10 protein-coding genes and 1 pseudogene are annotated in these 10,996 nt (G+C 73.8%); 6 read left to right on the forward strand and 5 right to left on the reverse strand.

The genetic code is table 11. The features are described 5' to 3' along the window. A pseudogene (locus ACSNOD_RS21970) lies at positions 1–832 on the reverse strand (hypothetical protein); the annotation flags it as partial. Then, on the reverse strand, positions 829–1,815 hold the full coding sequence (locus tag ACSNOD_RS21975) for an aldo/keto reductase (protein ID WP_436768724.1): 987 nt from the start codon (positions 1,813–1,815) through the stop codon (positions 829–831). The gene ACSNOD_RS21975 and the pseudogene ACSNOD_RS21970, both read right to left, overlap by 4 nt. Before the next feature lie 126 nt (positions 1,816–1,941). On the opposite strand from ACSNOD_RS21975, the gene ACSNOD_RS21980 reads away from it, so the two are divergent. Next, on the forward strand, positions 1,942–2,988 hold the full coding sequence (locus ACSNOD_RS21980) for an LLM class F420-dependent oxidoreductase (protein WP_436768725.1): 1,047 nt from the start codon (positions 1,942–1,944) through the stop codon (positions 2,986–2,988). Positions 2,989–3,142: 154 nt separating this feature from the next. On the opposite strand, the gene ACSNOD_RS21985 is transcribed toward ACSNOD_RS21980, so the two are convergent. Beyond that, positions 3,143–3,754, reverse strand: coding sequence for a hypothetical protein (locus ACSNOD_RS21985; RefSeq protein ID WP_436768726.1), 612 nt, complete (start codon positions 3,752–3,754; stop codon positions 3,143–3,145). A 323-nt stretch (positions 3,755–4,077) separates the two neighbouring features. On the opposite strand from ACSNOD_RS21985, the gene ACSNOD_RS21990 reads away from it, so the two are divergent. After that, positions 4,078–4,881, forward strand: coding sequence for a ferritin-like domain-containing protein (locus tag ACSNOD_RS21990; protein ID WP_436768727.1), 804 nt, complete (start codon positions 4,078–4,080; stop codon positions 4,879–4,881). Positions 4,882–4,998: 117 nt separating this feature from the next. Here the strand turns inward: ACSNOD_RS21990 and ACSNOD_RS21995 are convergent, their stop codons facing one another. Beyond that, a complete protein-coding gene (locus tag ACSNOD_RS21995) occupies positions 4,999–5,892 on the reverse strand; it encodes an NAD(P)-dependent oxidoreductase (RefSeq protein WP_436768728.1) in 894 nt (297 codons plus the stop codon). A 181-nt stretch (positions 5,893–6,073) separates the two neighbouring features. Next, positions 6,074–7,066, reverse strand: a complete 993-nt coding sequence (corA, locus tag ACSNOD_RS22000) for a magnesium/cobalt transporter CorA (protein ID WP_436768733.1) — start codon at positions 7,064–7,066, stop codon at positions 6,074–6,076. 64 nt (positions 7,067–7,130) lie between these two features. Between corA and ACSNOD_RS22005 the strand changes: the two genes are divergently transcribed. The 4 genes from ACSNOD_RS22005 to mshC all read left to right on the forward strand — a co-directional run bounded on the left by ACSNOD_RS22005 (position 7,131) and on the right by mshC (position 10,759). Continuing rightward, the gene (locus ACSNOD_RS22005; RefSeq protein WP_436768729.1) at positions 7,131–7,832 is read left to right on the forward strand and encodes a histidine phosphatase family protein; all 702 of its coding nucleotides are present in this window, start codon (positions 7,131–7,133) and stop codon (positions 7,830–7,832) included. 135 nt (positions 7,833–7,967) lie between these two features. After that, entirely contained in the window at positions 7,968–8,558 is a 591-nt protein-coding gene (locus ACSNOD_RS22010) for a DUF3090 domain-containing protein (protein WP_436768730.1), read from the forward strand. Then, positions 8,522–9,430: an SCO1664 family protein gene (locus ACSNOD_RS22015; RefSeq protein ID WP_436768731.1), complete on the forward strand. Its 909-nt coding sequence runs from the start codon at positions 8,522–8,524 to the stop codon at positions 9,428–9,430. The genes ACSNOD_RS22010 and ACSNOD_RS22015 overlap by 37 nt, the downstream gene beginning before the upstream one ends. A gap of 99 nt (positions 9,431–9,529) precedes the next feature. Next, positions 9,530–10,759 carry a cysteine--1-D-myo-inosityl 2-amino-2-deoxy-alpha-D-glucopyranoside ligase gene (gene mshC / locus ACSNOD_RS22020; RefSeq protein ID WP_436768732.1) on the forward strand — a complete coding sequence of 410 codons (1,230 nt, stop codon included), beginning with the start codon at positions 9,530–9,532 and terminating at the stop codon, positions 10,757–10,759. The last annotated feature ends 237 nt before the right edge of the window (positions 10,760–10,996 follow it).

The raw sequence follows: 10,996 nt of genomic DNA on the forward strand, positions 1-10,996 counted from the left end.
CGTACGCGTTCGTGGCCGCGCTGCCGCGCAACGAGGCGGGCAAGCTCCGGCGGGCGGGCGGCGGCGCGGTGAAGAACGACCCGGCGGGTCGCTCCCCGCTCTCCACGGCCCGCACGGCGGCCAGCAACTCGGCGGCCTTCCCACCAAGTTTCCGCCCCGCCTCGACCTTTGCCCGCGCGGCGCCCGCGGTGTCTGAGGCATTCTCCCGTCCGCCGGCCTGCTCGTCCCCGGCCTGCCCGGAATCGCCGTCGGCCGCAGAGCCGTTCGCCTGGCCCGCGGCGGCTTCGCCCGTCGCCGCGCCACCGGGGGCGTCGGCCCGCCCTGGGCCGGCGTCGCCCTCGGGCGCCGCCTCGGCGCTCTCGCCCTCCGCGGCGGGCCGGTCGCCGCCGAGCGGGCCGTTCGCCGTGCCGTTCCCGGATACGTCCGCCGGGGCGGCGTCGGCGGCGGAGCCACGGGCCGCGGGCCCGTCCTCGGGTCGGTCGACGGCCCCCGGGGCGGTTTCGCCGTCGGGCGCCGAGCCGTTCGCCTGGCCTGTGGCTGCCTCGGCCTCGACCGTTGCCGCGCCGCCAACGGCGTCGGTCGGCCCGGGGCCGGGGCCGTCCCCGGGCGCCGCCTCGGCGCTCTCGCCGTCCGCGGCGGGCCGGTCGCCGTCCTCGGGGGCGTCCGGGGCGTCCGGCGCCTCGGCGTCCGCGGGGCCGCGCGCCGCGGGCGCGTCGGCGGCGGCGCCCCGCGGGGACGCTTCGGCAGGCGCGCCCTGCGGCGCGCCCGGGGGCTCCTCGGTCGCCCCCCGCGAGGGGTCCTCCGCGGCCTCGCCGGCGAGGCGGTTGGTCACAGCGTGCTCCAGTCCTGGTCGGGATAGCGGTGCACGGGCGCCGACACATCGTCGAGAGCCCGGCGGATCTCGTCAGGAAGCGTAAGCGCCTCCACTGACAGCGCGGCCGTGAGCTGGAGCGCGTTGCGCGCGCCGACGATCGGCGCGGCGACGCCGGGGCGGTCCCGCACCCACGCCAGGGCCACCTGGAGCGACGTGGCCGCCAGCCCGTCGGCCGCCGTGGCGACCGCGTCGACGATCCGGCTCGCCGCCTCGTCCAGGTACGGCTCGACGAAGGGCGCGAGCTGGTCGCTCGCGCCCCTGGAGTCCGCCGGTGTGGCGTGCCGGTACTTGCCCGTCAGCACCCCTCGCCCGAGGGGCGAGCACGGCAGCAGCCCGACACCCAGGTCGAGCGCCGCGGGCAGCACCTCGCGCTCCACGCCCCGCTGGAGCAGGGAGTACTCCATCTGCGTCGAGGCCAGCCGGGTGCGCCCGACGCCCGCGCCGGCGAGCTGCCAGGTGGCGGCCTTGGCGAGCTGCCAGCCGCAGAAGTTGGACACCCCCACATAGCGGGCCCGCCCGCTGGTGACCGCGATGTCCAGCGCCTGGAGCGTCTCCTCCAGCGGGGTGAGCGGATCGAACGCGTGGATCTGCCAGAGGTCGACGTAGTCCGTCCCCAGCCGGTCGAGGGAGGCGTCCAGGGCGGCCAGCAGATGGCCGCGGGAGCAGTCGAAGCGGCGGTCGGGGTCGGGCACGCTGCCCGCCTTGGTGGCGATGACGAGGTCCCGGCGGGGCACCAGGTCCTCCAGGAGCTGCCCGAGCAGATACTCCGCGCCGCCGTCGGCGTACACATCCGCCGTGTCGATCAGCGTCCCCCCGGCCTCCCAGAACGTCTTGAGCTGGTCCGCGGCGTCGTGCTCATCGGTGTCCCGCCCCCAGGTCAGGGTGCCGAGACCGATCCGCGATACCCGCAGGCCCGTGCGGCCGAGGTGCCTCTGCTCCATGACCGTCGAGATTACTTGCCGCGGCGCCGCCGCTGGCGGCCTGTGGACAACACCCCACTGACGGATTGCCCCGGCGCGCGCTAGAGTCCCGCACACCAGACATTACTGACCAGTAAGGGGAGCGTCATGCGGCTCGGGATCAACCTCGGCTACTGGGGTGCCGGGATGGACGCCGACAACCTCGCCGTCGCCCGCGAGGCGGACCGGCTCGGCTACGCCGTCTGCTGGGCCGCCGAGGCCTACGGCTCCGACGCCGCGACCGTGCTCTCCTGGGTCGCCGCCCAGACCGAGCGGATCGACGTCGGCTCCGCCATCTTCCAGATCCCGGCCCGCACGCCGGCGATGACGGCCATGACCGCCGCCACCCTGGACTCGCTCTCCGGCGGCCGGTTCCGGCTGGGCCTGGGCGTGTCGGGGCCGCAGGTCTCCGAGGGCTGGTACGGCGTGCGGTTCGACAAGCCGCTCGCCCGCACCCGCGAGTACGTGGAGATCATCCGCAAGGCGATGTCGCGCGAGCGGCTCTCCCACGAGGGCGAGAACTGGACGCTGCCGCTGCCGGGCGGCCCGGGCAAGCCGCTCAAGCTCACCGTGCACCCCGTGCGGGAGCACATCCCGCTCTACATCGCGGCGATCGGCCCCAAGAACCTGGAGCAGACCGGCGAGATCGCCGACGGCGCGCTGGTGGTGCACTTCGCCCCCGAGCACGCCGCGCTCACCGTGGACCCGCTGCGCGCCGGCCGGGAGAAGGCGGGCCTGACCATGGAGGGCTTCGACCTGGTTCCCACCGTGCCGCTGGCCATCGGTGACGACCCGGTCGCGCTCGCGGACCACTTCCGCCCGTACGCCGCCCTGTACATCGGCGGCATGGGCAGCCGGAAGCAGAACTTCTACAACAAGCTGGCCCAGCGCATGGGCTACGAGAAGGAAGCGGCGGAGATCCAGGACAAGTACCTGGCCGGCGACAAGGCGGGCGCCGCGGCGGCGGTGCCGTACGACCTCATCGACTCCACGTGCCTGCTCGGCCCCGTGGAGCGGGTCGCGGACCGGATGCGGGCGTACGCGGAGGTCGGCGTCACCACGCTCACCCTCAGCCCGGCGGGCTTCACGCTGGACGAGCGCATCGCCTCGCTCCGCGCGGGCGTCGCCGCCCTGGAGCGCGCGGGACTGGCGTAACCGGCGGGCCGGGCCGGCGTGAGCGCCGGAGCTCGGCATGACGGCCGGGCGCGTGCCCCACGGCGCGCGCCCGGTCGGTTGCGTCCCCGGGCGCGGCGACCCGTCTCGTACGTCTCCGGCGCGGCGGACCGCCGTACGCGCCGGGCCCGCGCGCTCAGCCCGGGATCAGCCGTCCCATCAGCCGGCCGAAGGCGATCAGCCGGGCGATCTGTCCCGGCCCGCCGTCGTCCAGCGACTTGCTGAACCGGAACGCCTCCGGCCGGAAGCGGGCCGCGGCGATCGGCGCGTCCGGGTCGCCGCCGGGCACCGGCTGGAGCTCGTGCGGCGTGCCGGTCGCCAGGACGAGATGCACGCCTCGCTCGATCCGGCGCCCCGCCGCGTCCCGCCCCACCAGCGTGCGCATCCCCACATGGCGGATGGCGCCCAGCGGCAGCACCTGCACGGAGGAGTCCAGGATCGTGCCGCCGGGGGAGCCGTCGTCGGAGACCTCCTCGCTGTGCCACAGGATCAGCCGCCGGCCGTCGCAGACGGCCGCCTCCTGCCAGACCGAGGCGCCGGTCTCGGTGAGGTCGACCACCCGCTCCAGGGTGAAGCCGCGCACCCGGCGCCGGCCCAGCACCCCGGTGATGGCCTCCAGCGCCACGTCCGCGTGCAGGAAATAGGCGCGCGCGGCGTCGTCCAGCCGCTGATGCGGCGACCAGTCCGACCCCGCGGGCCCCAGCCGTCGCTGGGTGGGGATGCGTGCCGCCCTGCTGAACCTGCCCACCCGTCTCACAACCCCCTCCGGCCTCGGGATCACCCTACCCAGGCAGGGCCGCGGGACTCGGTGGCGCGGGAAGGCCGACGGCCCGCCGCGAGGGGCGCGGACCGCGCGGAGCCGGGGAGTCCGCGGCCGTGGTGGGGGCTCGGGGGTCTTCCCCGCCACGGCCGTCACGCAGCACAACGCCCCGGTGGGCCGGTCGGTTACGCGCTCGGCTGTGCCCCGGAGTCCACCGTTCGGCGCAGTTGTCCCACGTGCGTGTTGCCTCGCACCTCCCAGCCCATTTGACTCTTCTTTTACGGATGTCCGTCCGTTACGGAGGTGCAGTCATGCTCTCGGCCCGAAGCCTGTTCCAGGAGATCCTCGACGACGACGAGGCGTTCCGGCTGTTCTGCTCCATCGCCGCCAGCGGGGAGGCGCAGGGCGGCTGGGAGAACGGCCGCATCGCGGCCCTGGTTCCGGAGAGCCGGCGCGACCTCGGCCCCAAGATCGCCCGACACGGGGCCGACGAGGACAAGCACGGCCGGCTCTTCAACGCCCTGCTGCGCAAGCGCGGTCTCGACCCGGTGCCCGTCCCGCCGGAGACCGACTACACCATGCTGCTGGAGCGCCGGGGCATCGGGCTGGCCCATGAGAAGCTGCGCCGCGACGAGCCGCTCACCGAGCGGGACATCGTCGTCTACCTCTGCCACAGCCGGGTGACCGAACAGCGCGCCGCCGACCAGATGGTGATGCTGAAGAAGTACTTCGGCGACCACCCCGACGTGGGCCGCGCGGTCAGGATGATCTCCAACGACGAGGACAACCACCTCGCCTACTGCCACGAGGAGCTGCTGCGGCTGGCGGCCGAGGGCCACGGCCCCCTCATCCGGCGGGTGCTGCGGGAGAGCGCCCTCGCGGAGATCCGCGTCCACCGCGATGTGAGCCTGGCCGTGATGGGGCACATGGGCCGCATCCTGCGCTGGCCGCGGGCGAAGGCGGCGGCGCTGGCCCTGGGCATCCGGGGCGTGTACGCCGTCGAGCTGGCCGGCGGCTGGCGGCGGATGGTCACCTTGCGGATGCCCGAGCGGCGGAACGCGCTCGGCGGCCGCGCCCCGGAGCCGGGGGAGGGGCCCGCGCCCGAGTTCGCCTGATCCGGGGGAACGCCCGGCTCCTGGTGGTCGCGCCCCGCGGGCCGCCACCAGGAGCCGGGTTATGAGCTCCGGGAGCAACGGCGTCTTCGTTCAGCGGGCAGCGCCGTCCACCCGTAGTCAACGCTTCCTGAAGTACTCGATCAGACGCGAGTAGCTGTCATCGGCATGGCCGTCTTCCACGGCCTTGTTCACGAGGCCGAGGGTGTAGCCGGGGAATTCGACGTCGATGTTCCGTGCCCCGCTCTCGCGGACCAGGTCCTCGACCGAGGGCCGGTGGTGCTGGAGCGCTCCGTACTGCGTCGCGTACTCACCACGGTCGACCTCGTCGGCGATCATCGGGAAGGACGCCAGCAGTGCGGCAACGGACGGGCCGGCGTCGTCCAGGAACCGCTTCATCTCGATGCCTTCGCTGGACAGCAGAGCGGCGGCGTGCAGGAATCCGTTGAGCGCGCCCCACATGGTGCCGTGCACGGCCATTCCGTACAGGGCCGGCACGCCGGCGTCGGCCGAGACCAGCGTTCCCCGGCCCCCGATGAGCTGGAGCGTCGTACGGAAGTGGTTGAACACGGCGTCGGAACCGCCGTAGAAGATCACCGTCTCCGCTCCCCCGACGCCCGGAGCGATCGTCATGATCTGCCCATGGAGATACCGCGCGCCTTGGTCCCCGACCCACTCGGCCACGGCCCTGGCCTCTGCGGACGTCCCATCCGTGAGGTTGAGCACGGAGCGGCCGGAGAGCACGTCGCCCGACGATTCCAGAATCGCGCGGGCCGTCGCATTCCCCTTCACGCTGACCACCACAAGAGGACTGGCGGCAACGGCGTCGCGGACAGTCGCGGCCCGCTCGGCCCCCCTGGCGACCAGAGGATCGGCCTTCTCCGAGGTACGGTTCCACACCGTGGTCGGGTGCCCGCCATCCAGGAATGCGCCGGCGAGTGCGAAGCCCATCTCGCCCAGACCGATCACGGTCACGGCCGGCTGGGCATCGGTTCGTTCTGAGGCGGTGTTCATCAAAGTCGCTCCCCGGTTGCAGTGGTCCGGCCCATCCGTGGCCGCCACTCGTGCTGCGTGGAACGTCACGCTAGAACCTGAACCGAAGTCGAGGTCAAGGGAGACCTCAGGCCGTGCGCTCACCGGCGGGGGCTCGATCGGTCCGGCGTCGAACGGAGCTCGAAATCGATCGGCGTCTTCCTCAGAGCCAGCCGCGCCGCTTGAACATCCGGTAGAGGCCGAGCACCGCGCCCACCATGACCACCATCACCGACGGATAGCCCCACACCTGGTGCAGCTCCGGCATGTGGTCGAAGTTCATGCCGTAGACCCCGGCGACCATCGTGGGCACGGCCGCCATGGCGGCCCACGCGGAGATCTTCCGCATGTCGTCGTTCTGCCGCACCCCCATCTGCGCGAGATGCGCGGCGAGGATGTCGGAGAGCAGCCGGTCCATGCCGTCCACGGTCTCGGTGGCCCGGGTGAGGTGGTCGCCGACGTCGCGGAAGAAGGGCCGGGAGTCCTCGTCCACGAACGGCACCCCGGCCCCCGAGAGCCGGGACATCGGCTCGGTCAGCGGCCCGGCCGCCCGGCGGAACTCCAGCACCTGGCGCTTGAACTCGTAGATCCGGGCCGCGGAACCCTTGGAGTCGCCGCCCTGCGGGGCGAACACCTCGGCCTCCAGCTCCTCCAGGTCCACCTGGAGCTCGCCGGCGACCTCGATGTAGTGGTCCACCACCGCGTCGCTCACCGCGTACATCACCGCCGTGGGGCCGTGCCGGAGCACCTCCGGCTCCTCCTCCAGGCGCCGGCGCACCTGGGCGAGCGGGGCGCCCTCCCCGTGCCGCACGGTCACCACGAACGAGTCGCCCACGAACACCATCAGCTCCCCGGTGCCCACCCGGGACAGCGTGTCGTCGTACACCACCGGCTTGAGCACCAGGAACAGCGAGTCGTCGTACACCTCCAGCTTGGGCCGCTGGTGGGCCTTGAGCGCGTCCTCCACCGCCAGGGGGTGCAGGGCGAACTCGCTGCTGACGAGCTCGAACTCCTTCTCCGTCGGTTCGTGCAACCCGATCCACAGGAACGAGTCGCCCTCGGCGCGTGCCTGGTCGAGGGCGTCGGAGAAGTCGGACGGGCCCTCGGTGCGATGGCCGTCACGGTAAATGGCGCAGTCCACGATCACGCGGGGCATTCTGCCCCCGGTTCGGGTGGACATGCCGCAGAAGACGTTTGCGTCGGCCCGTAGGGTGGCATCCATGGCCACCTTGATCCTCGTACGGCATGGGCGCTCCACCGCCAATACCTCGGGACTGCTCGCGGGGTGGACGCCGGGCGTCGCCCTGGACGAACGCGGCACCGCCCAGGCGGCCGCGCTGCCCGGGCGGCTGGCGGGCGTCCCGCTCGCCGCCGCCGTCGTCAGCCCGCTGCGGCGCTGCCAGGAGACCCTCCAGCCGCTGCTGGCCGCCCGGCCGGAGCTGGCGGCGCACACCGACGACCGGATCGGCGAGTGCCGGTACGGCGACTGGACCGGCCGCAAGCTCGCCGAGCTCAAGGACGAGCCGCTGTGGACCGTCGTCCAGCGCCACCCGTCCGCCGCCGTCTTCCCCGGCGCCGAGGGCGAGTCCGTGCGGACCATGCAGGCCCGTGCCGTGGACGCGGTGCGCGACTGGAACGCGCGGATCGAGGCGGAGCACGGGCCCGAGGCGGTCTTTCTGATGTGCACCCACGGGGACATCATCAAGGCGATCGTCGCCGACGCCCTCGGCATGCACCTCGACCTCTTCCAGCGGATCTCCGTCGACCCCTGCTCGATCAGCGTCATCCGCTACACGCCGCTGCGGCCCTTCCTCCTCCGGCTGGGGGACACCGGGGAACTCGGCACGCTCGCCCCGAACGGGACCGAGCGGCCGGGCGGCGACAGCGACGCCGCCGTGGGCGGTGGCGCGGGGGCACCGTGATCGCCCCGCGCAGTAGGGTGGACGCGCCGCAGGCCGAGCCACTGATCACCCGGATCGCGAGGACCGTCGAGCCGATCGCCGCCCTTCGCGCCCCCTGGGGTATCCATCCGTAGTCGATTCACAATGGAGCAGGACGTGTCCCGTCAGGTGTTCCTTTACGACCCCCCGGACCGCTTCGTCGCGGGCACGGTCGGGCTGCCTGGCCGCCGAACCTTCTTCCTCCAGGCGTCAGGGGCCGGCCGCACCACCACCGTCTCCCTGGAGAAGACCCAGGTCGCCGCCCTCGCCCAGCGCATCGACGAACTCCTGGACGAGGTCGTGCGGCGCACCGGCGGCAACGCGCCCGTACCCGCCGTGGCGCCCGCCGAGCTCGCGGACACCGCCCCGCTGGACGTGCCCGTCGAGGAGGAGTTCCGGGTCGGCACGATGGCCCTCGCCTGGGACGCCGAGGGGCAGCGCATGGTGGTGGAGGCCCAGGCGCTCGTCGAACTGGAGGCCGAGACCGAAGAGGACCTGGCGGCGGCCGAGGAGCGGCTGCTCCAGGACGACGAGCACGGCCCGCCGATGCTGCGCGTACGGCTCACCGGCACCATGGCCAGGGCGTTCGCCAAGCGGGCGCTGGAAGTGGTCAACGCCGGCCGCCCGCCGTGCCCGCTGTGCAGTCTGCCGCTCGACCCGGAGGGACACGTATGCCCGCGCCAGAACGGATACCGCCGGGGGGTGTGACGCCCCCCGCGTCCGCCCCTCCGGGGCCGGCGTCCCCGGGGACCGCACCCGTGCCGGTGCCCGCACCCGCGGCGCCCCCGGCCGGTGCCGCCGCCCGGGAGCTGCTCTCGTACGGCGAGCTCACCGTGCGCGGCCGGGTCCGGGAGGCGTCCAACGCGGTGCTGTACTGCGCCGTCGAACTCGACGGGGTCACCGCCTCCTGCGTCTACAAGCCGGTCGCGGGCGAGCGGCCGCTGTGGGACTTCCCCGACGGCACCCTCGCCCGCCGTGAGGTCGCCGCGTACGAGGTCTCCGAGGCCACCGGCTGGGACCTGGTCCCGCCCACGGTGCTGAGGGACGGGCCGTACGGCGAGGGCATGTGCCAGCTGTGGATCGAGGCCGATCCGGCGGCGGAGCTGCTGGCGCTCGTGGAGGGCGAGGAGGCCGGCCCCGGCTGGAAGGCCGTCGGGCCGGCCGAGCTGGGCGGCGGCCGCACGGCCCTGCTGGTGCACGCCGACGACCCCCGGCTGCGCCGGCTGGCCGTCCTGGACGCCGTGCTCAACAACGCCGACCGCAAGGGCGGCCATCTGCTGCCCACGGCCGACGGGCGGCTGTACGCCATCGACCACGGGGTCACCTTCAACGCGGAGGACAAGCTGCGCACCCTGCTGTGGGGGTGGGCGGGGGAGCCGCTCCCCGGCGAGGCCGTCGAGGCGCTGGGCCGGCTCGGTACGGATCTGGCGGACGGGGGCCCGCTCGGCGCCCGGCTGTCGGAGCTGATCACTCCGGTGGAGCTGGGGGCGCTGCGGGTCCGGGTGAGCACGCTGCTGGCCGGCGGGCGGCACCCGCTCCCCTCGGGCCGGTGGCCCGCGATCCCCTGGCCGCCGCTGTAGCGGTCCGGGACGCCACGGCCACCCCCCGGTACGTATGTTTTCGGCCAACCGCCCGCCTCCGGTTCGTATCCGGAACACCCATCCGGTTACGCTCAAGACATGCATGCCTGGCCCGCTTCAGAGGTGCCCGCCCTGCCTGGCAGTGGCCGCGACCTCCGCATCCACGACACCGTGACCGGAGAGGCGATCACCCTCGCCCCCGGCCCCGTCGCCCGCATCTACGTCTGCGGCATCACCCCGTACGACGCGACCCATATCGGTCACGCGGCGACCTACAACGCGTTCGACCTCGTGCAGCGCGTGTGGCTCGACACCAAGCGGCAGGTGCACTACGTCCAGAACGTCACGGATGTCGACGACCCGCTGCTGGTGCGCGCGGAGCGGGACGGCCTGGACTGGGTCGCGCTCGCCGAGCGCGAGACCGCGCTGTTCCGCGAGGACATGACCGCCCTGCGGATGCTCCCCCCGCGCCACTACATAGGGGCCGTCGAGGCGATACCCGGCATCGTGCCGCTCGTCGAGCGGCTCCGGGACGCCGGCGCCGCCTACGAGCTCGACGGCGACATCTACTACTCGGTGGAGGCCGACCCGCACTTCGGCGAGATCTCCCACCTCGACGCCGAGGCCATGCGCCTGCTGTCCGCCGAGCGCGGCGGCGACCCCGACCGCCCCGGCAAGAAGAACCCGCTGGACCCGATGCTGTGGATGGCCGCCCGCGAGGGCGAGCCCAGCTGGGACGGCGCCTCGCTCGGCCGCGGCCGGCCCGGCTGGCACATCGAGTGCGTGGCGATCGCCCTCGATCTGCTGGGCATGGGCTTCGACGTCCAGGGCGGCGGCTCCGACCTCGTCTTCCCGCACCACGAGATGGGCGCCTCGCACGCCCACGCGCTGACCGGGGAGCACCCCTACGCCAAGGCGTACGTGCACGCCGGCATGGTCGCGCTGCACGGCGAGAAGATGTCCAAGTCCAAGGGCAACCTCGTCTTCGTCTCGGCCCTGCGCCGCGACGGCGTCGACCCCGCCGCGATCCGGCTCGCCCTCCTCGCCCACCACTACCGGGCCGACTGGGAGTGGACCGAGGAGGTGCTCGACCAGGCCGTGGAGCGGCTCGACCGCTGGCGCGCCGCCGTCTCCCGGCCCGACGGGCCGTCGGCCGACGCCCTGGTCGAGGAGATCCGCGAGGCGCTCGCCAACGACCTGGACGCCCCGGCCGCGCTGGCCGCCGTCGACCGCTGGGCCGCGCGCCAGGCGGAGACCGGCGGCACGGACGAGGGGGCGCCGGGGCTGGTCTCCCGCGCGGTGGACGCGCTCCTCGGCGTCGCCCTCTGACGCGTAGCTCTTTCGGTCCGGCCGGGCCGCCGCACAGCGGTTCGCGCCGGTGACAGCGCCCCCGGGCGCTCCCCTCGGGGAGCCCGGGGGGCGCCGTCGTTCCGGACGGCCGATAGTCGCCTTGCTCCCCGGCCACGCTCCGCTGAGAGCCTGTTCCCGGCACGGCCCGGACTGTCCCCGCTCTCCCTCGCTCCCACCCGTTTCCCGCCCGCTCCCGCTCGCCCCACCGGACCCTGC

It is taken from the genome of Streptomyces sp. URMC 123, assembly GCF_051386515.1.
In the GTDB taxonomy this organism is placed as follows: Bacteria; Actinomycetota; Actinomycetes; order Streptomycetales; family Streptomycetaceae; genus Streptomyces.

Bases quoted from the DNA above. Each gene is read 5' to 3' on its own strand.
- ACSNOD_RS21975 (WP_436768724.1), bottom strand. From the start codon at position 1,815: ATGGAGCAGAGGCACCTCGGCCGCACGGGCCTGCGGGTATCGCGGATC.
- ACSNOD_RS21995 (WP_436768728.1), bottom strand. From the start codon at position 5,892: ATGAACACCGCCTCAGAACGAACCGATGCCCAGCCGGCCGTGACCGTG.
- ACSNOD_RS21990 (WP_436768727.1), top strand. From the start codon at position 4,078: ATGCTCTCGGCCCGAAGCCTGTTCCAGGAGATCCTCGACGACGACGAG.
- ACSNOD_RS22015 (WP_436768731.1), top strand. From the start codon at position 8,522: ATGCCCGCGCCAGAACGGATACCGCCGGGGGGTGTGACGCCCCCCGCG.
- corA (WP_436768733.1), bottom strand. From the start codon at position 7,066: ATGCCCCGCGTGATCGTGGACTGCGCCATTTACCGTGACGGCCATCGC.
- ACSNOD_RS22005 (WP_436768729.1), top strand. From the start codon at position 7,131: ATGGCCACCTTGATCCTCGTACGGCATGGGCGCTCCACCGCCAATACC.
- ACSNOD_RS21980 (WP_436768725.1), top strand. From the start codon at position 1,942: ATGCGGCTCGGGATCAACCTCGGCTACTGGGGTGCCGGGATGGACGCC.
- mshC (WP_436768732.1), top strand. From the start codon at position 9,530: ATGCATGCCTGGCCCGCTTCAGAGGTGCCCGCCCTGCCTGGCAGTGGC.